Raw genomic sequence first — 22,318 nt, forward strand, 5'->3', positions numbered from 1 at the left:
CTGTCGGGCGAATTTATTATTTCTGTTGAACCCCTTCCACAGAAATAACCAGCTCGACATCCTGAGATGCCGGGCCTAAATCTGTTGTGATATTGAAATCTTTCAGATGAATTTTACCTGTTGCTTCAAAACCTGCACGTTTACCACCCCATGGATCATCTCCCTGACCGATTAATTTCGCATCCAGAGTGACGGGTTTTGTTACGCCGTTAAGCGTCAGGTTTCCGGTAATATCCAGCTTATCACCCGCTTTTTTCACGTCCGTAGAGGTGAAGGTGGCTTGTGGGTATTTAGTGACATTCAGGAACTCCGCACTGCGCAAGTGTTTATCTCGTTCAGCATGGTTTGTGTCGACGCTGTTGGTATTAATGGTTACATTGACTTTATCGGCAGCAGGGTTTTTCTCATCGAAGCTAAATGTGCCGTCAAAATCCTTAAAGGTACCGTATAACCAGCTATATCCAAGATGCTGAATACGGAAATTGACGAAAGCATGTTGGCCCTCTTTATCAATTTTATAATCAGCCGCCACGGCGGAACCGGTAGTGAATAACAGAGAACCCAGTGCGATACCCAGCAGGTGTTTTTTCATTTTATACTCCAGAGTCAACTGACGAGCGGCCAAGCATGCGCTTTAGCGTATCGTCTTTATCAATAAAGTGGTGTTTGAGGGCGGCAAGCCCATGCAGTACAGACAGGATCACGACGCTCCATGCCAGCCAGAGGTGCACGACCCCAGCAGTGTCAGCCTGAAAGCCCGCATCGCTAAGCGTCGCCGGGACGTCAAAAATGCCAAAGACGCTAATTGGTTTGCCGTCTGCCGTCGAGATGAGATAGCCGCTAATGAGGATGGCAAAGAGCAGGGCATAGAGCGCAATGTGTGCGGCAACGGCACTAATACGAGTCAATTTACTGTGGGTTTTCGGTGCGCCAGGCGGTGGAGAAATATGTCGCCAAATCACGCGAATAACCAACCCCAGCATCAACAGGACGCCAATGCTTTTATGTAACTCCGGTGCCTGATGATACCAGCCATCATAATAGCTGAGTGTTACCATCCAGAGTCCCAGTCCGAACATAGCATAGACGGCAATAGCAAATATCCAGTGCAAACTTATGGATATTGCTCCATAGCGGCGGGAGGAATTACGTAATTGCATCAGAATGTCCATTTTCAAATTAACCGAAGAATAAAAATGAACGTGAAGATGTGATATTGCAACTGAAATAAATGTATATTGATTTTTATTTTATTTATTTCAGCGATTTTGAAAAGGATCGATAAAGGTAATTCAATCTCTTCGTGCAAGATGAAATTGGGAGTTTCAATAAGGCTAAATTAATGTCAATTATTGTCAATCTGGCTTTTCAATAAAATACAATGTAAACAAAATCAATAATGGCCAACAGTGCCCACAATAAGAGATAGAGCATAAAATGCTCGCGAATATTATTCATAAGAAAGTTAACAATCCTGCGCATAACGCTCCGCAATGCAGTGTGAATGAAACGGGCTCCAGGACGTCCGGAACCCGTTGGGGATTATCCGTTAAAACGCGAGAGTGAGAAGGGCCTCAGATCAAACTGCGGTGTGATTCCCTGAGCAAACTGCGCGGCGATTTCGCCCAGCACGGAAGCAAACTTAAAGCCATGGCCGCTCAGGCCTGTAATAAGCAGGGTGTTGTCATGTCCTGGCAGCGTATCAATAATAAAGTCCTCATCCGGCGTGTTGTCGTAGGTACAGGCTGCGCCATACAGCAAGCCGCCAATGCCTGGAAGGATATTGCGCAGGAACGAAAAGGCTTCTGAACCATCCTGCGGGTATGCGCCAAACGGTTTACGCTCTTCAGGTGAGGAGATGACTTGTCCGCCATTGTGTTTACCGATTTTCAGCGCGTCTTTCTCGGATGGGAAGCCGTAGAACTGATTGCCATCAGGTAATTCACCGGTGAAGGCCGGGAATTTATTCTGCGCGCTGTAGCGACCATCTGACTGGAACCATGAGAAGACTTTACGCACAGGCTGGACAGGCAGGTCTGGCAGCAGACGGGTTACCCAGGTTCCGGCGCTGATGAGCAAACGGGAACCTGAATATTCCCCGTCAATGGTACTCACTGTGACGCCATTCGCGTCATGGGTGATGGCATCGACCGGACAATTAAACAACTGTGCGCAACCAGCTTTGGCGGCCAGATCGATCCAGGTTTTAATTGCCGTTTCTGAATGCAACACTCCTGAGTTGGCTTCAAAGAGGCCGATATAATCGTCCGGAACAGTGATTTCAGGCCAGCGTGCCGAGATGGCCATCGCATCCAGCTTCTCAACTTCAAGGTTGAACGCTTTTGCGCTGCGTTCGACGTTGGCGAGAAAATCAGAACTGGCCGGGCCGAGGTTGATCACCCCTGTGCGCTCGAAAATGCGATCTTCAGTCTGTTTCGCCAGGTCATCCCACAGCGCCTGTGCGCGAAGCACCAGCGGAACATAGCGCTCTCCTTCACCATACGCATGGCGTATGAGTCGGGTGTCGCCATGATGGCTACCCTCTGCATGTGGAGGGCGGTGGGCATCAATCATCAGGACCTTCAGCCCCGCCTGTGTCGCATAATATCCGGCGGCGGAACCTACGGAGCCGCTACCAATAATGATTAAGTCGTATCTCATATGCATCTCGTAAACTCACGTTATGTGAGCAGAGTAATTAACAACGTGGGCTTAGACAAGGATGAAATAAATAAGGCACCGCAAGGGTGCCTGTTGAGTGAAAGGTTGGCATACAGTTAGTGCCGCTTATACTCATTTTCCTGATAGTCGCCAGATTCTATTTTTGCAATACCTGCCTCTAAAATAGAAATAAACTGACGAGCGACGTCTGTTGTTAGCCACAGCGTCTGTCCAACTTCCGCTTCTTCACGGTTGAGTTGATTCGGGGTTTGGTAGTGCAAACGCAGCATCAGTGCATCGTAGCTATCTACGGTACTGATATCCCAGCCAACAAGCGGGTGGGTCTGGATGACTTCACTATTCTTTTCCATTATAACCCCCTTAATGCGTGTTAGAAGACAACGGCTCTGAGGTTCAATGCATGTTTTTCTGAAGCTTTTTCAGTATACCAAGTAATAAGGGTTTCGACGGGAAAAATAAACAGGTAGCAACACATTTTTCTGCTTTTTAGGATTGATCGAACAATAAAACACCATCTTGTTCACGATTTTTAAAGAAGATATCGGAATAATTTGAACTTTCAGAATATTCAGGTGAAAAAAAAAGCCGGGGCGACCCGGCAAAAAAACACAATGAGGGAGCAGTATTAATCTGTGATGAACCAGTCGTCAGCGCTTTCCCATGTTTCTTGCAGAATTTCACTGATGCGATCTTTATCTTCTTTCGCACCGCCAATGACGGAGAGGTTGTTTGCTGCCGCGTAACGAACCGTTACGGCACCTGTATTGTCGGGAAAGGTGTTGTTAATACGACGGGATAATTCTCCTGCCAGCGCATCCAGTGCGCCAACAGGCAGGACGGTAGTTTTGGCTATGGTGACTTCAATACGCATAAATGCCCCCTGTGTAATATACTGTTTATTTATACAGGTATATTATCGATTTGACAACAAGGGGCACTGAATATTTAGCGTTTTACTGTCCAGTGAACGGTTTCGCCCGCCAGGAATGGGACCAGAGTGTCATCCGTCAGGGCAATGGACTCCTCAACCAGGCTCGCTTTACGCTCCAGTTCGATGAAGGTGTCATTGACCGGCAGACCATAGAAGCGCGGGCCGTTGAGGGAGCAGAACGCTTCAAAATGCTGCAGTGCGTTCATCTCTTCAAACACGGTCGCGTAGCTTGCGAGGGCGGTTGGGGCGTTGAAACAGCCCGCGCACCCGCAACTTGCTTCCTTACGATGCCGCGCATGAGGCGCGGAATCAGTGCCCAGAAACGCGCGAGAAAAACCGCTGGCAACCAGCTCACGCAGAGCCTGCTGGTGGATGTTGCGCTTGAGGATCGGCAGACAGTACAGGTGCGGACGAACGCCGCCCACCAGCATGTGGTTACGGTTAAACATCAGGTGCTGAGGAGTGATGGTGGCGGCAATGAGATCGTTGCCGTCACGCACATACTCTGCCGCGTCTTTGGTGGTGATGTGTTCGAACACGACTTTAAGCGCAGGCAGTCGCTGGCGCAGCGGTTCCATCACGGTCTCAATAAAGCGGGCTTCACGGTCAAAGATGTCGATCTCGGCGTGGGTGACTTCACCATGTACCAGCAGCGGCATGCCCAGTTTCTGCATGCGTTCCAGAACCGGCATGATGGCATCAATGCTGGTGACGCCGTGGCTGGAGTTAGTGGTGGCATTCGCCGGGTAGAGTTTTGCCGCGGTGAATACACCTTCGTTAAAACCGCGCTCCACTTCGTTCGGATCCAGTGAGTCGGTCAGGTAACAGGTCATCAATGGGGTGAAATCATGTCCTGCGGGAACGGCATCAAGGATGCGCTGGCGATATGCGATTGCGGCATCGACGGTGGTGACTGGTGGAACCAGGTTAGGCATGACAATCGCGCGGCCATAAATTTCGCTGGTATAGGGCACGACGGTTTTCAGCATATCGCCATCACGCAGATGGATATGCCAGTCGTCTGGGCGGCGGATTTTAAGAACCTGGGGTTGTGCAGTCATGGAAGCTCCGGCTTGTCAGGAATCAGTCATTAGGATGGCTGTTTTTGCCGGACACAAATCATAAGCGGAAACGTTTTCGTTTGCACACTTTTCCGTAAAAAAAAGGGCGCCTCAGCGCCCTTCAGGTTAATCGGTGAAAGGAATGACAATTTCTCCCGGTTTCACCTCTATCCCTTTTGCATATTTTTTCGCAAGGGCTTCACCTTTGCTCTTGTCTTCACTTAAGACATACGCAGGTTGCTGATTAAAATAATTACGCAGCGACTGGTTCAGATAGGGCATCAGGGTTTGCAGAACCGGAGCCATCTTCTCCGGGGAAACCTGCGCATCGACCACTTCCATCTCTTGCAGGAAAATCGCCCCTTTTTCTTTGTTGAAAACGGGCAGGGCCTTCAGTTTGAGCTTAATGTTGGCTTTCTGGTTGCCAAAGAGAGAGGACATATCAAGATCTGCATCTCCTGACAGAGTGACTTTGTTTGGCTCTTCACGCCCAATCTGGCTGGTGAGGTTGGAAAGGACGATATGTGCATCGGCCAGCCCTGGCACGCCAATGTCTTTGGAGAAATTGTTATGTTTTTCCAGCGCCTGATTAATTTCCTGTTCACTGACGGTGTATTGCGTTAGCTGGTTACAGCCCACCAGCAGACCGCTAACAATCAATGCTGCGGCGAAAAAAATTTTCTTCATAGTGTTCCTCAACGAAAAATCGGCGCTTCTGTCCTGTGACGTCAGTATGTCAGTGTGAAATTGCAGAAACCAGCAGAAAAAGCTGAGAAATGGGAGCGGGAGTGTACTCCCGCTCAAGGGAAGTGCTACGCGCCAGGCTCGAGCATGCCGCTCGCGCTGCGCTTTTGACTGAACTGCCACCACAGGGCCAGCAGTGTGATAAAACCCACCACACCGAGCATCATCCAGGGCAGTTCGGGTTGATTCAGGGCTTTACCTGCATCAAATAACCAACCACCGCCGGTGTACCCTAATGCGCCGCCAAGCGCCAGTCCCAGCCGGCTGAACCCCATATAGCTGCCACGTGCACGCGCATCCGCAAGCGAAGCACTGAGTGTTTCACGGGCGGGTTCGGCAATGACAGAACCAATGTAGAACGTGCAAATCAGCGTAAACAGTTGCTGAAGAGAGTTCACTAGCCCGATCGGCATCATGCTCAGCGTCATCAGGAACAGCCCAGCCATCAGGCGATGTTCCAGACGAAAACGTCGTTCGCTCCAGCGGGCAATTGGATACAGCAGCGTCAACGAAAGGCAGGCTTCGATGGCATACATCCATTTAACGGCAGCAGGTGTTCCTGCGATGTCGTTAACCATGATCGGCAGCATCAACATCACCTGCACGGCGAGCATGTAATAGCCCGTCAGGGTTAACACGTACGTGACAAAACGCTTGTCGCGCAGCACACGACCTAGGCCTTCCCGGACGGGCGCTTTGACCGTCGACAGCTTCCAGGCTGGCAGGAACAGGCCATTAAACAGTGCGCACAGAATAAAGAGCAGCGCGCCAGCGGCGCACACCAGACGGAAGTCATACTGCAGCAGCCAGCTTCCCAGCAGTGCGCCAATAACCGCACCCGCACTGTCCTGCATCATCAGAATCGAGAAGAAACGCCCTCTGTGCTGTGGGCGAATGAGTTTCACCACCAGCGCAGTACGTGGCGGATCAAATAGCGTGCCTCCGATACCGGAAAGGAAGCAGGAGAACCACAGCAGCCACGGCTCCTGAGCGACCGCCATCGTGGCAAAACCTGCCGCGCGCAGCAGCATACCGGTAACGATCATCGGTTTCGCGCCAAAGCGGTCAGCGATGGCGCCGCCAAAGACACCGAGACCCTGCTGGACAAACTGGCGTAACCCCAGCGCAATGCCAACCATCAATGCCGCCCAGCCCATTTGATCGACAAAACGAATCGAGATAAGGGGGAATACGACAAAAAAGCCGAGCACGACCAGCATGTTATCGACGAGCAGGAAATATTTACCCAGGTTCCTGGCCTGTGATACGCGGGACATTTTCCCTCCGGGGAAAATAAGAAGGTGAGCACGCTAACATTCTGCGGTGTCATTCCGCTTTTTCCCACCCCTGCACGTGACAATATTTTTTTATCAAAAAGGTGCTTTGATAGAGAGTTCTCATCGAAAATGGTGAAAAGAGGGCAAAATGGTATGTCACTGTTTTCACAGACGGCGCAGGCGCAGGTATAGTAAAGCTAATGGGTAAGCAGAAGTGACGGGAAGGAGTGGTATCGATGTTTGGCTATCGCAGTAATGTGCCAAAAGTGCGTCTGACAACGGACAGGCTGGTCGTTCGTCTGGTGCATGAGCGTGATGCCTGGCGTCTGGCGGACTATTACGCCGAGAATCGCCAGTTTTTAAAACCCTGGGAACCCGTTCGGGATGAGAGCCATTGTTACCCTTCTGGCTGGCAGGCGCGCCTCAGCATGATTGCGGAATTTCACAAGCAGGGAAGTGCGTTCTATTTTGCGCTGCTGGATCCCGAAGAGAAAGAGATCATCGGGATCGCCAATTTTTCCAATGTGGTACGGGGATCGTTTCACGCCTGCTACCTGGGCTACTCCATCGGCCAGAAATGGCAGGGGCAGGGGCTGATGTACGAGGCGTTAACGGTGGCAATCCGCTATATGCAGCGCACACAACATATCCATCGCATTATGGCGAACTATATGCCGCATAATCAGCGTAGCGGTAATTTGCTGGCGCGATTAGGGTTCGAGAAAGAGGGCTACGCCAAAGATTATCTGTTGATAGACGGAGAGTGGCGTGACCACGTTCTGACAGCATTAACCACCCGGGACTGGACTGCAGGTCGTTAAGGAGAAAAGATGAAATATCAGCTAAGCGGTACCGAAGCGCGCGTGATTGGGTGCTTACTCGAAAAACAAGTCACCACGCCAGAGCAGTACCCGCTCTCTGTCAATGCCGTGACGATGGCCTGCAATCAGAAAACCAATCGTGAGCCAGTGATGAATCTGAGTGAGCATGAGGTTCAGGACGTGCTGGATGAGTTGGTTAAACGTCATTACCTGCGTACCGTTAGCGGCTTCGGTAATCGTGTGACCAAATATGAGCAGCGTTTCTGTAACTCCGAATTTGGCAATCTGAAGTTAAGCGCCGCAGAAGTCGCGGTGATCACCACACTGTTGCTGCGCGGGGCACAAACGCCGGGTGAACTGCGTACACGCGCTTCCCGCATGCATGAGTTTGCGGATATGCAGGAAGTTGAGCAGGTTCTGGAAGAGCTGGCCTCGCGGGAAGAGGGGCCTTATGTGGTGCGTCTGGCGCGCGAGCCAGGTAAACGAGAAAGCCGCTATATGCATCTGTTCAGCGGCGAAGTCGATATTTCAGTAAAGTCTCTGGCAACCGATGTAACTGTTGAACAAGATGATTTGGTTACGCGTGTGGCAGCGCTGGAAGAGGAGGTCGCAGGACTGAAACAGCGTCTGGATGCGTTACTGGCACACCTGGGAGACTAAGGATGAATAAATTACGTGTAGGCGTGGTAGGGCTGGGCGGCATCGCGCAAAAAGCCTGGCTACCTGTATTGGGTGCGGCGACGGACTGGACGCTTCAGGGGGCGTGGTCACCCACTCGCGAGAAAGCAGAGCGGATCTGTGAAACGTGGCGAATCCCTTATGCCAGCTCTCTTCAGGATTTAGCCCGTGAGTGCGATGCGGTCTTTGTTCATACCTCAACGGCAACCCACTATCAGGTGGTGAGCGAGCTACTCCATGCAGGGGTTCATGTTTGTGTGGATAAACCGCTGGCTGAAAATGTCCAGGATGCTGAACGGTTGATTGAGCTGGCGGCACGTAAGAAACTGACGCTGATGGTGGGTTTCAACCGCCGCTTCGCACCACTTTACCAACAGCTGAAAGCGCAGTCCGGTAGTCTGGCCTCGCTCCGTATGGATAAACACCGTACCGATAGTATCGGACCAAACGATTTACGTTTCACGCTGCTGGATGACTATCTGCACGTCGTGGACACGGCGCTGTGGCTCAGTAACGGCAATGCGCAACTGCAAAGCGGGACGCTCCTGACGAATGAGCAGGGCGAGATGGTCTATGCCGAACATCACTTCGCGATTGACCATCTGCAGGTAACGACCAGCATGCATCGTCGTGCGGGCAGTCAGCGTGAGTCCGTTCAGGCGGTGACTGACGGTGCGCTTTACGACATTACGGACATGCGTGAGTGGCGGGAAGAGAAGGGCAACGGCGTGGTGACGCTCCCGGCGCCCGGCTGGCAGAGTACCCTTGAGCAGCGCGGGTTCGCAGGATGTGCCCGCCACTTTATCACCTGTGTGCAAAATCAGACGGTTCCTGAAACGTCCGGAGAGCAGGCTATTATGGCGCAACGCATTGTGGAACGGCTCTGGCGAGAGGCGATGAGTGAATAATTCGCTGTAACATCTGCGGATAGTAATTCGTTGAAATCCGGGTAGACTAAGCGCCGGTTGTTGGTTTCGCCGGGTAACGCTTACGCTTACCCGGCTTACAAATCCGTAGGGTTGTGGAAATTCACATTAATGAACTTATTAAAATCGCTGGCAGCCGTCAGCTCGATGACCATGTTTTCCCGCGTACTCGGTTTTGCGCGCGATGCAATTGTGGCAAGGGTCTTTGGTGCAGGGATGGCTACGGACGCCTTTTTCGTCGCGTTCAAATTGCCAAACCTGTTGCGTCGTATTTTTGCAGAAGGGGCATTTTCTCAGGCTTTTGTTCCGATCCTGGCGGAATATAAAAGTAAGCAGGGTGAGGACGCGACGCGCGTTTTTGTCTCTTATGTTTCCGGGTTGCTGACGCTGGCCCTGGCCGTGGTGACTGTCGTCGGGATGCTGGCAGCACCCTGGGTGATTATGGTGACCGCACCTGGTTTTGCCGATACGGCAGATAAATTTGCTCTGACCTCACAGCTTCTGCGCATTACCTTCCCTTATATTCTGTTGATCTCGCTGGCCTCACTGGTGGGGGCAATACTGAACACCTGGAACCGTTTCTCCGTTCCGGCATTTGCCCCGACGTTTCTTAACGTCAGCATGATCGGCTTTGCCCTGTTCGCCGCACCGCATTTCAACCCGCCGGTCCTGGCGCTGGCATGGGCGGTGACCGTGGGAGGCGTGCTGCAACTGGCTTATCAGCTGCCACATCTGAAAAAAATTGGCATGCTGGTACTGCCACGCATCAATCTAAAAGATGCCGGTGCAATGCGTGTCATTAAGCAGATGGGGCCTGCGATCCTTGGCGTCTCCGTCAGCCAGATCTCGCTTATCATCAATACCATTTTTGCTTCTTTCCTGGTGTCCGGCTCGGTCTCCTGGATGTACTACGCAGACCGTCTGATGGAGTTTCCGTCTGGGGTACTGGGTGTGGCGCTGGGGACGATCCTGCTGCCGTCGCTGTCGAAGAGTTTTGCCAGTGGTAATCATGATGAGTACTGCCGCCTGATGGACTGGGGTTTACGTCTCTGCTTCCTGCTGGCGCTGCCAAGTGCAGTGGCACTGGGTATTCTGGCCAAACCGCTGACGGTGTCGCTCTTCCAGTACGGGAAATTCACCGCGTTTGATGCCGCCATGACGCAGCGCGCCCTGATAGCCTACTCGGTTGGTTTAATGGGGCTGATCGTCGTCAAGGTGCTGGCGCCAGGTTTCTACTCGCGTCAGGACATCAAAACGCCGGTGAAAATTGCGATTGTGACGCTGATTATGACCCAACTGATGAACCTGGCGTTTATTGGTCCTCTGAAGCATGCAGGCTTGTCATTGTCTATCGGTCTGGCCGCTTGTCTGAATGCCGGGCTGTTGTACTGGCAGCTGCGCAAGCAGGATATCTTCACGCCGCAGCCGGGTTGGTCTCGTTTCCTTGTGCGTCTGATCATCGCGGTGCTGGTGATGTCAGCGGCGTTACTTGGCATGATGTATGTCATGCCAGAGTGGTCTCTGGGAACCATGCCATACCGGCTGATGCGGCTGATGGCCGTGGTGCTGGTCGGTGTAGTGGCTTACTTTGCCACGCTCGCGGTGTTGGGATTCAAGGTGAAAGAATTCACCCGTCGTACGGCATAAACGCCAAAAGGGGAGTTCACCTTATGGTGCTCCCCACTGCATGATTTGTCGCTGCTGCTTCAAATCGAAATCTTTTTAACACCCGCAATACGTGCAGTAGCAGTCTGACCATCCGCACCGTACAGTCCGGTTTCTTTATGCGGTTTCAACACCTCAAGCGCTTGCTGATTACGCTCTATCTGCCCTTCAAGCAGCCAGCCATTATGCTGGTTGAGATCGCGCAGGTGCCGGGTTTTTTCAGTAATAGTCTGCCAGCGTTCAACAATATCGTCATTTGCACTGCGCTTAGGATCTTGCTCTGCGCGGCGTTGTTGCTCCAGATAATCCAGTGTCGCCAGAAGCGAACTTTTATCTTCAGTAATACGCTGCAACGCGCTACCGTTAATGTGACCGGAAGAGAGATGCTGTTGCTCTGCGTCCATTACCGTTTTCAGGTCGTTCAGGACAACCGTCATTTGATCCAGTATTTCTGACAGTCGACTCATACGGTTAGTTACTCTGTAAGAAACTCTGTGCTTCCTGAATCAGGGCATCAGCAATTTTGCTGGTATCCATTTTCAGCTCACCGTTACGAATAGCCGTTTTCAGCGCTTCAACACGTTCCATATTGATATCGTTGCTGCCTGGCTGCATCAGTTTTGCCTGCGCGTCGCTCAGGGTCACGCTGGTGCTGTTGGACGTTGACGGTTTTTCCAGACGCGTTTTCTGCGCTGGCGTGTCATTCGTTTCGCGAGGTTGTACAGCGCTTACCGGCTTCAGGGCTGATGTACGATCAATGCTCATAGTGTTGTCCTCATCGAGGGTTCGCGGCGTTTGCGCCTGACATCATCATTAGTTGAATATTTATCGGCAAGCGTCGCGAAATCTTTAAAAAGATTATAGGTTAATCAGAATATTCCCATCAGAATCGACGGTTCCGCTAACCACCTGGCCTGAGGTCATTCTGACGCGGGCGTTTTGCGCCACCGCGGCATTATTTAACGCTTTCCCTTCACTGTTGATACTAAAGCCATCTCCATTGGCAACAACCATCACCTGTTGACCCGCTTTTACCCGCCATGCCTGGCGCAGCATTGAGAGCTGTATCGGCTGGCCGGGTGCGACATCGCGCAGGCTGACGGCGTCCTGTGCCTGGTTGATTTCCAGCATGGTTCGTGGCGGCAACTGATCCAGACGGCCGCGTTTTAACGTCACGCTGTTTGTCTGAAGTGCGCTACCACGAGCAATGGGCACGGCGGCGACAACATAATTGCCCGTCGCCTGAACTGCAACCTGTAAATAGCGTTTTTCGTTGGCGCAACGTGCCAGCACATTCACATTCCCCCACAGCTTCGTGGTCCCCGTGACGCTGAATGACGGCTGTTCACATGTGGGGTAGAGATTCGGTGGTGTGCGTACGGTAACGGTAACGTCATCGCTAAAGCCCGTCAGCTTTTCAGCGAAAAAAGCCGTCAGTTGATCCTGTAAGCCTTCGGCCTGCACCAGAGGGCTAAACAGCAAGAAAGTTGCCACCAGGCCACGTTTTAACGTTTGCATCGCAAGTTCCACCGTTTCCAGAATTGAGTGAATTCTACCTGCAGTGGTTTTGCATCAACGGAATAAATAGCGACGCATTTTGCGCTTATTCCGTCGATAGGGGAGACCGGGTGAGATTTAAGCTGTGAACTGAAATTTTGCCATCAGCGGAGGAGACATGCTCGATAAACTCGACGCCGCGTTACGTTTTCAGCAGGAAGCGCTCAATTTACGCGCCCAGCGGCAGGAGATTTTAGCCGCCAACATCGCCAACGCCGATACACCGGGGTATCAGGCGCGCGATATTGATTTTTCCAGTGAACTCAAAAAGGTGATGGAGCGTGGACGTGCCGAAGGAACGGGTGTTGCACTCGCGATGACATCCTCTCGCCATATTCCTGCTCAGGCGATGACCGCGCCAACGACCGATTTACTTTATCGCATTCCCGATCAGCCCTCACTCGACGGTAACACCGTGGATATGGACCGGGAGCGTACACAGTTTGCCGATAACAGCCTGAAATATCAGACAGGCCTGACCCTACTCGGCGGACAAATCAAAGGCATGATGAGCGTCCTGCAGGGGGGCAACTGATAGATGGCCTTGCTGAATATTTTTGATATCGCCGGTTCGGCGTTAACCGCGCAGTCCAAACGTCTGAACGTGGCTGCCAGTAACCTGGCGAACGCCGACAGCGTGACTGGACCAGACGGCCAGCCTTATCGTGCCAAACAGGTTGTCTTCCAGGTTGATGCGGCGCCTGGCGCGGCAACGGGCGGCGTGAAAGTGTCTGATGTGGTAGAGAGCCAGGCACCGGATAAGCTGGTGTATGAGCCCGGCAACCCACTCGCGGATGCTAACGGATACGTGAAAATGCCTAATGTGGATGTGGTGGGTGAGATGGTGAACTCCATGTCGGCTTCCCGTAGTTACCAGGCCAACGTCGAAGTGCTTAATACCGTGAAGAGCATGATGCTCAAAACACTCACTCTCGGCCAGTAAAGGAGACATGCATGTCCATCGCCGTAAATGTGAATGATCCTACGAACTCGGGTGTTAACAACACAAAGAGTACGACGGGTTCTAACTCCCTCACCGGGAGTAATGCCGCCGATCTTCAGGGCAGCTTTCTGACGCTGCTGGTGGCGCAGCTTAAGAACCAGGATCCCACGAACCCAATGCAAAATAACGAACTGACCACGCAGCTTGCGCAGATCAGCACCGTTAGCGGCATTGAGAAACTCAATACCACCCTCGGTTCCGTATCTGGTCAGATTAGTAGCAGCCAGTCTCTGCAGGCCGCGAGCCTGATTGGTCATGGGGTAATGATCCCGGGTACCACCATTCTGGCGGGCTCCAGCACCACCGAAGGCAACACCACAACGACCACCACACCGTTTGGTGTTGAGCTCCAGCAGGCGGCTGAGAAGGTCACCGCCACGATCACGGATTCCACTGGCGCGGTTGTCCGTACCATTGATATTGGCGAGCTGAAGGCGGGCGTTCACACCTTTACCTGGGATGGCACCCTGACCGACGGCACCAAAGCACCAAACGGTTCCTATAAAGTGGCGATTAGCGCCAGCAACGGGACAACCCAGCTGGTGGCGCAGCCGCTGCAGTTCGCGCTGGTCCAGGGCGTGATTAAAGGAAGCGACGGCAACAAACTGGATTTGGGTACCTCTGGTACCACCACACTCGACGAAGTTCGGCAGATTATCTAAGCCTTAACACTTATCAGGAGTAAGTCATGGCCTTTTCTCAAGCGGTCAGCGGCCTGAATGCTGCGGCCACCAACCTGGATGTCATTGGCAACAACATCGCCAACTCCGCGACCTATGGTTTTAAATCCGGTTCTGCCTCATTTGCAGACATGTTTGCCGGTTCCAAAGTTGGCCTGGGCGTCAAAGTTGCGGGCATCACTCAGGACTTTACCGACGGCACCACCACCAACACTGGTCGTGGTCTGGACGTTGCGATCAGCCAGAACGGTTTCTTCCGTATGGTCGATTCCAACGGTTCTGTGTTCTACAGCCGTAACGGTCAATTCAAGCTCGACGAAAACCGCACGCTGGTCAACATGCAGGGTATGCAGCTGACGGGTTATCCGGTAGCTGGCACACCATCAAAAGTCCAAACTGGTGCTAACCCACAGGCGATCACTATCCCAACCACGCTGATGGCAGCTAAGTCGACGAGCACGGCTTCCCAGCAGATCAACCTTAACTCCACCGATACCGCGCCAACGGTGGCATTCGACCCTACTAACCCGGATACCTATAACAAAAAAGGGACTGTGACCGTCTTTGATAGCCAGGGTAATGCGCACAACATGAACCTGTTTTACGTCAAAGATGCTGCGCCCGCTAACTCCTGGAAAGTGTATTCCCAGGACGGTAGCGTAGCAGGTAGCGCGGCGACACTGGCGACCACGCTGACCTTCGATAACAACGGTTCGCTGACCGGTGGTGGTAACGTCAACTTAACTACCGCGACCATACCCGGTGCGACCCCAGCGACCTTCGCGATGAGTTTTGCGAACTCCATGCAGCAGAATACCGGTGCGAACAATATTGTGGCGACCAGCCAGAACGGCTTCAAGCCGGGCGACCTGGTGAGCTATCAGATTAACGATGATGGCACCGTTGTGGGGAACTACTCCAACGAACAGACTCAGGTTCTGGGGCAGATCGTACTGGCTAACTTCGCTAACAACGAAGGTCTGAAATCGGAAGGCGACAACGTCTGGTCTGCCAGCCAGTCTTCTGGTGTGGCGCTGCTGGGTACCGCAGGTACCGGTAACTTCGGCAAGCTGACTAACGGCGCGCTGGAAGCCTCCAACGTGGATATGAGTAAAGAACTGGTGAACATGATCGTCGCACAGCGTAACTATCAGTCGAACGCGCAGACCATCAAAACCCAGGACCAGATCCTCAACACGCTGGTTAACCTGCGTTAAGCGGCTAACAGGAAAGCGCAATGGATCACGCAATATATACCGCGATGGGCGCGGCAAGTCAGACGCTCAATCAGCAAGCCGTTACGGCCAGCAACCTGGCAAACGCCTCGACACCGGGTTTTCGTGCCCAGCTTAATGCGCTGCGTGCGGTGCCGGTAGAAGGGCTGTCTCTGCCAACGCGTACGCTGGTTACGGCATCTACTCCTGGCGCAGATATGACGCCAGGGCAGATGGATTACACGTCACGCCCGCTGGATGTTGCTCTGCAGCAGGACGGTTGGCTGGCAGTGCAAACCGCTGACGGTGGCGAAGGTTATACCCGTAACGGGAATATCCAGGTGAGCGCGACGGGCCAGTTAACGATTCAGGGTCACCCGGTAATGGGTGAAGCGGGTCCGCTGACCGTGCCAGAAGGCTCGGAGCTGACTATCGCTGCTGACGGCACCATTTCGGCGCTGAACCCGGGCGATCCGGCTAATACCGTTGCGCCCGTCGGTCGTCTGAAACTGGTCAAAGCGGAAGGCAAAGAGGTGCAGCGTGGTGACGACGGCATGTTCCGTCTGACCCAGGCAGCCCAGGCCACACGTGGTGCCACATTACAGGCCGATCCGAGCATCCGTGTGATGTCTGGCGTGCTGGAAGGCAGTAACGTTAAGCCGGTAGCCGCCATGAGCGACATGATTGCCAGCGCCCGCCGTTTTGAAATGCAGATGAAGATCATCAGCAGCGTGGATGAAAACGCGGGAAAGGCTAACCAACTTCTGGCTATGAGTTAACAGGACTCCTTATGATCAGTTCTTTATGGATCGCGAAAACTGGCCTGGACGCGCAGCAAACCAACATGGATGTGATTGCCAACAACCTGGCAAACGTAAGCACCAACGGTTTCAAGCGCCAGCGCGCCGTTTTCGAAGATTTGCTTTATCAAACCATCCGTCAGCCGGGTGCGCAGTCTTCTGAGCAAACGACGCTGCCATCGGGTCTGCAGATCGGTACCGGTGTTCGTCCGGTGGCCACCGAACGTCTGCACAGCCAGGGCAACCTGTCTCAGACCAACAACAGTAAAGACGTGGCAATCAAAGGCCAGGGCTTCTTCCAGGTGCAGTTGCCTGACGGGACCTCTGCCTATACCCGCGACGGTTCATTCCAGGTTGATCAGAATGGTCAGTTGGTCACGGCAGGTGGTTTCCAGGTTCAGCCTGCGATTACCATCCCGGCGAACGCCCTGAGCATTACCATCGGGCGTGACGGCGTCGTCAGTGTGACCCAACAAGGCCAGGCTGCGCCTGTTCAGGTTGGCCAGCTCAACCTGACCACCTTCATGAACGATACTGGTCTGGAAAGCATTGGTGAGAACCTCTACACCGAAACACAATCCTCCGGTACGCCAAATGAGAGCACCCCAGGTCTGAACGGGGCGGGTCTGTTGTACCAGGGTTATGTTGAAACCTCCAACGTGAACGTGGCGGAAGAACTGGTGAATATGATCCAGGTCCAGCGCGCGTATGAAATTAACAGTAAAGCAGTATCGACGACCGATCAGATGCTGCAGAAACTGACGCAACTCTAAGGTGTAGTCCGGTGCGGTAAATACCGCACCGGCTCCCTGTTTTCGAAGATGAAGGCAATGCAAAAAAACGCGGCGTTTCGTTATCCGATACTGACTGTTCTGGCTGTCACTCTCAGCGGGTGTGCCTGGATCCCGTCCAAACCATTGGTCCAGGGTGCGACGACTGCCCAACCCGTTCCTGGCCCGGCGCCAGTAGTAAACGGCTCCATTTTCCAGACCGCGCAGCCGATTAACTACGGTTATCAGCCGCTGTTTGAAGATCGTCGTCCACGTAATGTCGGCGATACATTGACCATTGTGCTGCAGGAAAACGTCAGTGCGAGTAAAAGCTCGTCGGCGAACGCCAGCCGCGATGGCAAAACGAATTTTGGCTTCGACACCGTTCCACGTTATCTGCAAGGCCTGTTCGGCAATGCGCGTGCGGATGTGGATGCCTCTGGTGGCAATACCTTTAACGGTAAAGGTGGCGCGAACGCCAGCAATACCTTCAGCGGCACGCTGACGGTAACGGTTGACCAGGTTCTGGTTAACGGCAACTTACATGTTGTGGGTGAAAAACAGATTGCTATCAATCAGGGCACTGAATTCATCCGCTTCTCGGGCGTGGTAAACCCTCGCACCATCAGCGGCACCAACACTGTTCCGTCCACCCAGGTGGCGGATGCGCGCATTGAGTACGTCGGTAACGGCTACATCAACGAAGCGCAAAATATGGGTTGGCTGCAACGCTTCTTCCTTAATTTATCGCCGATGTAAGCGAGGTGACCCATGTTTAAATCGATCTTCGCCGTGGCGCTGGCGCTGGTGGCAACGTTTGCCCAGGCTGACCGTATTCGCGATCTCACCAGTGTTCAGGGCGTACGCGAAAACTCACTGATTGGCTATGGCCTGGTGGTTGGTCTGGATGGTACGGGTGACCAGACCACCCAGACGCCTTTCACCACCCAAAGCCTGAACAACATGCTTTCCCAGCTCGGTATTACGGTCCCGGCGGGAACCAACATGCAGCTGAAAAACGTTGCCGCCGTTATGGTCACCGCCTCCTACCCGGCGTTTGCGCGTCAGGGGCAGACCATTGACGTGGTGGTTTCCTCCATGGGTAACGCCAAAAGTCTGCGTGGCGGTACGCTGTTAATGACGCCACTAAAAGGCGTCGACAGCCAGGTGTATGCCCTGGCGCAGGGGAACATTCTGGTCGGCGGGGCGGGTGCTTCTGCTGGCGGGAGCAGTGTGCAGGTGAACCAGTTGAACGGCGGACGTATCACCAACGGTGCCATCATTGAGCGTGAGTTGCCGACTCAGTTTGGCGCGGGCAACACCATCAACCTGCAGCTGAATAATGAAGACTTCACCATGGCGCAGCAAATTGCCGATACCATCAACCGCAGCCGCGGTTACGGTAATGCAACGGCACTGGATGCGCGCACCGTGCAGATCCGTACCTCCACCGGTAGCAGCAACCAGGTACGCATGCTGGCCGATATCCAGAATATGGAAGTGAATGTCCCGGTACAGGATGCGAAGGTGATTATTAACTCCCGTACGGGCTCGGTAGTGATGAACCGGGAAGTCTCTCTGGATAGCTGTGCTGTGGCACAGGGTAACCTCTCTGTGACGGTGAACCGCTCCGCGAACGTGAGTCAACCGAATACGCCATTTGGTGGTGGTCAGACGGTGGTGACACCGCAAACGCAGATTGATATGCGTCAGAGCGGTGGGTCGTTGCAGAGCGTTCGCTCCAGCGCCAACCTGAACAGCGTGGTGCGTGCCCTGAACGCCCTGGGTGCAACGCCGATGGATCTGATGTCCATTCTGCAATCCATGCAAAGCGCGGGCTGTTTGCGTGCCAAACTGGAAATCATCTAATGCTGACCGATAGCAAACTGTTGACCAGTGCCGCCTGGGACGCCCAGTCGCTCAACGAACTGAAAACCAAAGCAGGTAAAGACCCGGCGGCGAATATCCGCCCGGTTGCCCGCCAGGTGGAAGGGATGTTTGTACAGATGATGTTGAAAAGCATGCGTGAAACCCTGCCGAAAGACGGGATGTTCAGCAGCGATTCAACGCGTCTGTACACCAGCATGTATGACCAGCAGATTGCGCAGCAGATGACTGCCGGTAAAGGTCTCGGTCTGGCTGACATGATTGTGAAACAGACCGAAGCCGCGCAAGGTATTCAGCCGCAAGAGCAGACGCAGCAAGTGCCGATGAAGTTCGACCTGGAAACGGTGACCAGTTATCAGAACCAGGCGCTGACACAAATGGTGCGTAAGGCGATCCCGAAAACAACGGGGGGCGGTGATGAACCCCTCTCCGGTGACAGCAAAGACTTCCTGGCGCAGCTTTCACTGCCTGCGCGACTTGCCAGTGAACAGAGCGGTGTTCCACATCACCTGATTCTGGCGCAGGCCGCGCTGGAATCGGGCTGGGGTCAGCGCCAAATCCGAAAGGAGAACGGTGAACCGAGCTTTAACATCTTCGGCGTGAAGGCGACTTCCGGCTGGAAGGGGCCAACAACGGAGATCACGACCACCGAATACGAGAACGGTGCGGCGGTGAAGGTTAAAGCAAAATTCCGCGTGTACAGCTCTTATCTGGAAGCGTTGTCCGATTATGTGGGGCTGTTGAGCCGAAATCCGCGTTATACCGCTGTTACCCAGGCGGCGACGGCGGAGCAGGGTGCTCAGGCCCTGCAAAACGCAGGTTACGCGACCGACCCGAACTATGCGCGTAAGCTCACCAGTATGATCCAGCAGCTGAAATCCATGGGCGAAAAGGTCAGCAAAGCCTATAGCACAGATATCGAAAATCTGTTCTGAAAGTTCTCAAGTCCCGGTGGAGGTTGCCGATAACCTTCATCAGGACTCGTGTCTGAACGTATAAAAGGAACCCCCATGTCCAGTTTGATTAACAGCGCCATGAGTGGCCTCAGTGCTGCGCAGTCGGCACTCAATACCGTCAGTAATAATATTTCAAGCTATAACGTGGCAGGTTACACCCGCCAGACCACGGTGCTGGGCGCCTCTAACAGCACGCTGACCGGCGGTGGCTGGGTGGGTAACGGGGTTTATGTCTCCGGTGTCCAGCGTGAGTATGACGCATTCATCACCAACCAGTTGCGTGCCGCGCAGACGCAGAGCAGCGGTCTGACGACGCGCTATCAGCAGATGTCAAAGATCGACGATGTGCTGTCCGATACGACCAACTCGCTCTCTACGACGTTGCAGGACTTCTTCAAGAGCCTGCAAACGCTGGTAAGCAACGCGGAAGATCCTGCTGCACGCCAGACGGTGCTGGGAAAGGCAGATGGTCTTGTCAATCAGTTTAAAACCAACGATCAATATCTTCGCGATCAGGATTCTCAGGTAAATACCGCGATTTCGAGCAGCGTTTCTCAGATCAACAACTACGCCAAACAGATTGCGAATCTGAACGATCAGATTTCCCGTCTGACTGGTGTCGGTGCGGGCGCTTCCCCTAACGATCTGCTCGACCAGCGCGATCAGTTAGTCAGCGAGCTGAACAAAATCGTAGGTGTGGAAGTTTCTGTTCAGGATAGTGGTACGTTTAACATCTCTTTCGGCAACGGTTACAGCCTGGTGCAGGGCAGCAAAGCCAACCAACTGGCGGCCGTTAAGTCGAGCGCAGATCCGGCTCGTACGACCGTCGCCTATGTCGACGATGTTGCGGGTAATATTGAGATCCCGGAAAAGATGATCACCACCGGCTCTTTAGGCGGTTTGCTGACATTCCGTAATGAAGATCTGGATAAAGCCCGTAACACCCTGAACCAAATGGCACTGGCCTTTGCCGATGCAATGAACACGCAGCATGAAGCCGGTTTTGATGCAAACGGTGATGCGGGCGGTAAGCTGTTTGACTTCGGTTCTCCGGCGGTTCTGTCCAATAGCAAGAATGGCGGTTCGGCCGTTGTCACGGCTTCTGTAACGGACAGCAAACAAGTCCAGGCAACAGACTACAAACTGCAATTTAATGGCACCGACTGGACGGTCACCCGTACTTCCGATAAAACCAGCTTTACGATGAGCCCGGATGCAAGCGGCAATCTGTCGTTTGACGGTCTTAACGTCAATGTGAGCGGCACAGCAAACACCAAAGACAGTTTCACCGTGAAGCCTGTATCCAATGTCATCATGAACATGGATCTGGCAATCAGTGACGAGTCTAAACTGGCGATGGCATCGGTGCAGAACGGCGGTGAGAGTGACAACCGTAACGGTCAAAAACTGCTTGATCTGCAAAACGCCAAAGTGGTGGGTGGAAACAAAACCTTCAACGATGCGTATGCTTCTCTCGTCAGTACTGTCGGTAGCTCAACGGCGTCACTGAAAGTGAGCAGCCAGACGAAAGCGAATGTGGAAACACAGTTAACTAAGCAGCAGCAGTCCATCTCTGGGGTAAACCTCGACGAAGAGTATGGCAATTTACAGCGTTATCAGCAGTATTACCTGGCCAATGCGCAGGTTCTCCAGACTGCCAGTACGCTCTTCGATGCAATTATCAACATTCGATAAGGTTGAGGTGAACAATGCGTATTAGCACCCAGATGATGTACGACCAGAACATGCGGGGGATCACCGATTCCCAGAGCAAGTGGCTGAACTACGGGGAGCAAATGTCCACCGGTAAGCGTGTCAATCGTCCGTCGGATGATCCTATCGCGGCATCGCAGGCGATTGTTCTGTCTCAGGCTCAGGCGCAGAATAGCCAATTCGATCTTGCGCGTACCTTTGCAACTCAGAAAGTGTCACTTGAAGAGAGTGTCCTCTCCCAGGTTACAACGGCCATTCAGAGTGCTCAGGAAAAAGTTGTTTATGCCAGAAACGGAACATTAAGTGATAGCGATCGGGCATCTCTGGCGACGGACTTGCAAGGGATCCGCGATCAGTTGATGAACCTCGCCAACAGCACTGACGGTAATGGGCGATATATCTTTGCAGGTTATAAGACGGAGAATGTCGCTTTTGACCAAACCAGCGGCAATTATATCGGCGGTACAACCCCGATTAACCAACAGGTAGATTCTGCGCGAAATATGCAGATTAGCCACACTGGATTAGAGGTTTTTGCCACGTTTACCAGCAATGCAACACCGGAGCCGGGTGGTGGAACGCCGGAAAAGAATTTGTTCAAGATACTGGATAACGCTATCACATCGTTGAACACACCTGTTGGTGACGATCAAGCGAAGGTTGATCAGGAGAATGCAGCTATTGATGTTGCAAACCGGGGGTTACGTAACTCGCTTGATAATGTATTAACCGTACGGGCCGATTTGGGTACCAAGCTTAACGAACTTGATAAACTGAACACATTGAGTAATGACCGCTCGCTCTCTCAGACTGCACAAATGAGTGATCTTGTGGACGTTGACTGGAATGCGGCAATTTCCTCTTACACCATGCAGCAGGCGGCCTTGCAGGCGTCTTATAAAGCGTTTAGCGATATGCAGGGCATGTCTCTGTTCCAGCTGAACAAATAACAT

General features: G+C 53.0%; 27 protein-coding genes. 15 read left to right on the top strand and 12 right to left on the bottom strand.

The window, feature by feature from the left end:
• Positions 1-16: 16 nt before the first annotated feature.
• The 9 genes from V6E55_RS04845 to mdtH all read right to left on the bottom strand — a co-directional run bounded on the left by V6E55_RS04845 (position 17) and on the right by mdtH (position 6,695).
• On the bottom strand, positions 17-592 hold the full coding sequence (locus V6E55_RS04845) for a YceI family protein (RefSeq protein ID WP_114978232.1): 576 nt from the start codon (positions 590-592) through the stop codon (positions 17-19).
• Position 593: 1 nt separating this feature from the next.
• Positions 594-1,160: a cytochrome b gene (locus tag V6E55_RS04850; protein ID WP_316942294.1), complete on the bottom strand. Its 567-nt coding sequence runs from the start codon at positions 1,158-1,160 to the stop codon at positions 594-596.
• A gap of 208 nt (positions 1,161-1,368) precedes the next feature.
• Entirely contained in the window at positions 1,369-1,482 is a 114-nt protein-coding gene (locus V6E55_RS04855) for a DUF2770 family protein (protein WP_048339068.1), read from the bottom strand.
• Positions 1,483-1,542: 60 nt separating this feature from the next.
• Positions 1,543-2,661: an N-methyl-L-tryptophan oxidase gene (gene solA, locus V6E55_RS04860; protein ID WP_129996112.1), complete on the bottom strand. Its 1,119-nt coding sequence runs from the start codon at positions 2,659-2,661 to the stop codon at positions 1,543-1,545.
• 116 nt (positions 2,662-2,777) lie between these two features.
• Positions 2,778-3,032 carry a biofilm formation regulator BssS gene (gene bssS / locus V6E55_RS04865; RefSeq protein ID WP_008500827.1) on the bottom strand — a complete coding sequence of 85 codons (255 nt, stop codon included), beginning with the start codon at positions 3,030-3,032 and terminating at the stop codon, positions 2,778-2,780.
• Positions 3,033-3,307: 275 nt separating this feature from the next.
• Positions 3,308-3,553 carry a DNA damage-inducible protein I gene (dinI, locus tag V6E55_RS04870; RefSeq protein ID WP_114978229.1) on the bottom strand — a complete coding sequence of 82 codons (246 nt, stop codon included), beginning with the start codon at positions 3,551-3,553 and terminating at the stop codon, positions 3,308-3,310.
• A 74-nt stretch (positions 3,554-3,627) separates the two neighbouring features.
• A complete protein-coding gene (gene pyrC / locus V6E55_RS04875; RefSeq protein ID WP_316942295.1) occupies positions 3,628-4,674 on the bottom strand; it encodes a dihydroorotase in 1,047 nt (348 codons plus the stop codon).
• A 126-nt stretch (positions 4,675-4,800) separates the two neighbouring features.
• Entirely contained in the window at positions 4,801-5,361 is a 561-nt protein-coding gene (locus V6E55_RS04880; protein WP_129996110.1) for a lipoprotein, read from the bottom strand.
• 125 nt (positions 5,362-5,486) lie between these two features.
• A complete protein-coding gene (mdtH, locus tag V6E55_RS04885; RefSeq protein WP_114978226.1) occupies positions 5,487-6,695 on the bottom strand; it encodes a multidrug efflux MFS transporter MdtH in 1,209 nt (402 codons plus the stop codon).
• Between the two features lie 236 nt (positions 6,696-6,931).
• On the opposite strand from mdtH, the gene rimJ reads away from it, so the two are divergent.
• From rimJ to murJ, 4 genes are all read left to right on the top strand, one after another.
• Positions 6,932-7,516 carry a ribosomal protein S5-alanine N-acetyltransferase gene (gene rimJ, locus V6E55_RS04890; RefSeq protein WP_013097146.1) on the top strand — a complete coding sequence of 195 codons (585 nt, stop codon included), beginning with the start codon at positions 6,932-6,934 and terminating at the stop codon, positions 7,514-7,516.
• Between the two features lie 9 nt (positions 7,517-7,525).
• Complete coding sequence (locus V6E55_RS04895) at positions 7,526-8,176, top strand: YceH family protein (protein ID WP_129996109.1); 651 nt, start codon at positions 7,526-7,528, stop codon at positions 8,174-8,176.
• Between the two features lie 2 nt (positions 8,177-8,178).
• Positions 8,179-9,102, top strand: a complete 924-nt coding sequence (locus tag V6E55_RS04900) for a Gfo/Idh/MocA family protein (protein WP_129996108.1) — start codon at positions 8,179-8,181, stop codon at positions 9,100-9,102.
• A gap of 129 nt (positions 9,103-9,231) precedes the next feature.
• Positions 9,232-10,767 carry a murein biosynthesis integral membrane protein MurJ gene (murJ, locus tag V6E55_RS04905; RefSeq protein WP_316942296.1) on the top strand — a complete coding sequence of 512 codons (1,536 nt, stop codon included), beginning with the start codon at positions 9,232-9,234 and terminating at the stop codon, positions 10,765-10,767.
• 59 nt (positions 10,768-10,826) lie between these two features.
• On the opposite strand, the gene flgN is transcribed toward murJ, so the two are convergent.
• The 3 genes from flgN to flgA all read right to left on the bottom strand — a co-directional run bounded on the left by flgN (position 10,827) and on the right by flgA (position 12,303).
• Positions 10,827-11,252: a flagella biosynthesis chaperone FlgN gene (gene flgN, locus V6E55_RS04910; RefSeq protein ID WP_028019068.1), complete on the bottom strand. Its 426-nt coding sequence runs from the start codon at positions 11,250-11,252 to the stop codon at positions 10,827-10,829.
• Positions 11,253-11,256: 4 nt separating this feature from the next.
• The gene (gene flgM, locus V6E55_RS04915; RefSeq protein WP_114978222.1) at positions 11,257-11,550 is read right to left on the bottom strand and encodes a flagellar biosynthesis anti-sigma factor FlgM; all 294 of its coding nucleotides are present in this window, start codon (positions 11,548-11,550) and stop codon (positions 11,257-11,259) included.
• Between the two features lie 93 nt (positions 11,551-11,643).
• Complete coding sequence (gene flgA / locus V6E55_RS04920) at positions 11,644-12,303, bottom strand: flagellar basal body P-ring formation chaperone FlgA (RefSeq protein WP_316942297.1); 660 nt, start codon at positions 12,301-12,303, stop codon at positions 11,644-11,646.
• A 157-nt stretch (positions 12,304-12,460) separates the two neighbouring features.
• Here flgA and flgB point away from each other — a divergent pair, with 157 nt between their 5' ends.
• The 11 genes from flgB to flgL all read left to right on the top strand — a co-directional run bounded on the left by flgB (position 12,461) and on the right by flgL (position 22,315).
• Positions 12,461-12,877, top strand: a complete 417-nt coding sequence (flgB, locus tag V6E55_RS04925) for a flagellar basal body rod protein FlgB (RefSeq protein ID WP_316942298.1) — start codon at positions 12,461-12,463, stop codon at positions 12,875-12,877.
• A 3-nt stretch (positions 12,878-12,880) separates the two neighbouring features.
• Positions 12,881-13,285, top strand: coding sequence for a flagellar basal body rod protein FlgC (gene flgC, locus V6E55_RS04930; protein WP_013097138.1), 405 nt, complete (start codon positions 12,881-12,883; stop codon positions 13,283-13,285).
• An 11-nt stretch (positions 13,286-13,296) separates the two neighbouring features.
• A complete protein-coding gene (gene flgD / locus V6E55_RS04935) occupies positions 13,297-14,007 on the top strand; it encodes a flagellar hook assembly protein FlgD (RefSeq protein ID WP_316942299.1) in 711 nt (236 codons plus the stop codon).
• A 26-nt stretch (positions 14,008-14,033) separates the two neighbouring features.
• Entirely contained in the window at positions 14,034-15,242 is a 1,209-nt protein-coding gene (gene flgE / locus V6E55_RS04940; RefSeq protein ID WP_114978220.1) for a flagellar hook protein FlgE, read from the top strand.
• A gap of 20 nt (positions 15,243-15,262) precedes the next feature.
• Positions 15,263-16,018, top strand: coding sequence for a flagellar basal body rod protein FlgF (locus V6E55_RS04945; RefSeq protein ID WP_049007894.1), 756 nt, complete (start codon positions 15,263-15,265; stop codon positions 16,016-16,018).
• Between the two features lie 11 nt (positions 16,019-16,029).
• Entirely contained in the window at positions 16,030-16,812 is a 783-nt protein-coding gene (flgG, locus tag V6E55_RS04950) for a flagellar basal-body rod protein FlgG (RefSeq protein ID WP_008500810.1), read from the top strand.
• A 57-nt stretch (positions 16,813-16,869) separates the two neighbouring features.
• A complete protein-coding gene (gene flgH / locus V6E55_RS04955; RefSeq protein WP_008500809.1) occupies positions 16,870-17,568 on the top strand; it encodes a flagellar basal body L-ring protein FlgH in 699 nt (232 codons plus the stop codon).
• Positions 17,569-17,580: 12 nt separating this feature from the next.
• Positions 17,581-18,678 (top strand): flagellar basal body P-ring protein FlgI, encoded by a 1,098-nt coding sequence (locus V6E55_RS04960; protein WP_029740346.1) that lies wholly within the window; start codon positions 17,581-17,583, stop codon positions 18,676-18,678.
• Positions 18,678-19,631, top strand: coding sequence for a flagellar assembly peptidoglycan hydrolase FlgJ (flgJ, locus tag V6E55_RS04965; RefSeq protein WP_049007893.1), 954 nt, complete (start codon positions 18,678-18,680; stop codon positions 19,629-19,631). Before V6E55_RS04960 ends, flgJ begins: the two co-directional genes overlap by 1 nt.
• A 75-nt stretch (positions 19,632-19,706) precedes the next feature.
• Entirely contained in the window at positions 19,707-21,347 is a 1,641-nt protein-coding gene (gene flgK, locus V6E55_RS04970) for a flagellar hook-associated protein FlgK (protein ID WP_316942300.1), read from the top strand.
• Positions 21,348-21,361: 14 nt separating this feature from the next.
• The gene (flgL, locus tag V6E55_RS04975; protein WP_316942301.1) at positions 21,362-22,315 is read left to right on the top strand and encodes a flagellar hook-associated protein FlgL; all 954 of its coding nucleotides are present in this window, start codon (positions 21,362-21,364) and stop codon (positions 22,313-22,315) included.
• The last annotated feature ends 3 nt before the right edge of the window (positions 22,316-22,318 follow it).

The organism is Enterobacter sp. 342 (assembly GCF_036663495.1).
GTDB lineage: Bacteria > Pseudomonadota > Gammaproteobacteria > Enterobacterales > Enterobacteriaceae > Enterobacter.

What these genes read in the sequence shown, in the direction of transcription:
- V6E55_RS04845 (WP_114978232.1), bottom strand. Translation starts at nt 592, where the DNA reads ATGAAAAAACACCTGCTGGGTATCGCACTGGGTTCTCTGTTATTCACT.
- V6E55_RS04850 (WP_316942294.1), bottom strand. Translation starts at nt 1,160, where the DNA reads ATGCAATTACGTAATTCCTCCCGCCGCTATGGAGCAATATCCATAAGT.
- V6E55_RS04855 (WP_048339068.1), bottom strand. Translation starts at nt 1,482, where the DNA reads ATGCGCAGGATTGTTAACTTTCTTATGAATAATATTCGCGAGCATTTT.
- solA (WP_129996112.1), bottom strand. Translation starts at nt 2,661, where the DNA reads ATGAGATACGACTTAATCATTATTGGTAGCGGCTCCGTAGGTTCCGCC.
- bssS (WP_008500827.1), bottom strand. Translation starts at nt 3,032, where the DNA reads ATGGAAAAGAATAGTGAAGTCATCCAGACCCACCCGCTTGTTGGCTGG.
- dinI (WP_114978229.1), bottom strand. Translation starts at nt 3,553, where the DNA reads ATGCGTATTGAAGTCACCATAGCCAAAACTACCGTCCTGCCTGTTGGC.
- pyrC (WP_316942295.1), bottom strand. Translation starts at nt 4,674, where the DNA reads ATGACTGCACAACCCCAGGTTCTTAAAATCCGCCGCCCAGACGACTGG.
- V6E55_RS04880 (WP_129996110.1), bottom strand. Translation starts at nt 5,361, where the DNA reads ATGAAGAAAATTTTTTTCGCCGCAGCATTGATTGTTAGCGGTCTGCTG.
- mdtH (WP_114978226.1), bottom strand. Translation starts at nt 6,695, where the DNA reads ATGTCCCGCGTATCACAGGCCAGGAACCTGGGTAAATATTTCCTGCTC.
- rimJ (WP_013097146.1), top strand. Translation starts at nt 6,932, where the DNA reads ATGTTTGGCTATCGCAGTAATGTGCCAAAAGTGCGTCTGACAACGGAC.
- V6E55_RS04895 (WP_129996109.1), top strand. Translation starts at nt 7,526, where the DNA reads ATGAAATATCAGCTAAGCGGTACCGAAGCGCGCGTGATTGGGTGCTTA.
- V6E55_RS04900 (WP_129996108.1), top strand. Translation starts at nt 8,179, where the DNA reads ATGAATAAATTACGTGTAGGCGTGGTAGGGCTGGGCGGCATCGCGCAA.
- murJ (WP_316942296.1), top strand. Translation starts at nt 9,232, where the DNA reads ATGAACTTATTAAAATCGCTGGCAGCCGTCAGCTCGATGACCATGTTT.
- flgN (WP_028019068.1), bottom strand. Translation starts at nt 11,252, where the DNA reads ATGAGTCGACTGTCAGAAATACTGGATCAAATGACGGTTGTCCTGAAC.
- flgM (WP_114978222.1), bottom strand. Translation starts at nt 11,550, where the DNA reads ATGAGCATTGATCGTACATCAGCCCTGAAGCCGGTAAGCGCTGTACAA.
- flgA (WP_316942297.1), bottom strand. Translation starts at nt 12,303, where the DNA reads ATGCAAACGTTAAAACGTGGCCTGGTGGCAACTTTCTTGCTGTTTAGC.
- flgB (WP_316942298.1), top strand. Translation starts at nt 12,461, where the DNA reads ATGCTCGATAAACTCGACGCCGCGTTACGTTTTCAGCAGGAAGCGCTC.
- flgC (WP_013097138.1), top strand. Translation starts at nt 12,881, where the DNA reads ATGGCCTTGCTGAATATTTTTGATATCGCCGGTTCGGCGTTAACCGCG.
- flgD (WP_316942299.1), top strand. Translation starts at nt 13,297, where the DNA reads ATGTCCATCGCCGTAAATGTGAATGATCCTACGAACTCGGGTGTTAAC.
- flgE (WP_114978220.1), top strand. Translation starts at nt 14,034, where the DNA reads ATGGCCTTTTCTCAAGCGGTCAGCGGCCTGAATGCTGCGGCCACCAAC.
- V6E55_RS04945 (WP_049007894.1), top strand. Translation starts at nt 15,263, where the DNA reads ATGGATCACGCAATATATACCGCGATGGGCGCGGCAAGTCAGACGCTC.
- flgG (WP_008500810.1), top strand. Translation starts at nt 16,030, where the DNA reads ATGATCAGTTCTTTATGGATCGCGAAAACTGGCCTGGACGCGCAGCAA.
- flgH (WP_008500809.1), top strand. Translation starts at nt 16,870, where the DNA reads ATGCAAAAAAACGCGGCGTTTCGTTATCCGATACTGACTGTTCTGGCT.
- V6E55_RS04960 (WP_029740346.1), top strand. Translation starts at nt 17,581, where the DNA reads ATGTTTAAATCGATCTTCGCCGTGGCGCTGGCGCTGGTGGCAACGTTT.
- flgJ (WP_049007893.1), top strand. Translation starts at nt 18,678, where the DNA reads ATGCTGACCGATAGCAAACTGTTGACCAGTGCCGCCTGGGACGCCCAG.
- flgK (WP_316942300.1), top strand. Translation starts at nt 19,707, where the DNA reads ATGTCCAGTTTGATTAACAGCGCCATGAGTGGCCTCAGTGCTGCGCAG.
- flgL (WP_316942301.1), top strand. Translation starts at nt 21,362, where the DNA reads ATGCGTATTAGCACCCAGATGATGTACGACCAGAACATGCGGGGGATC.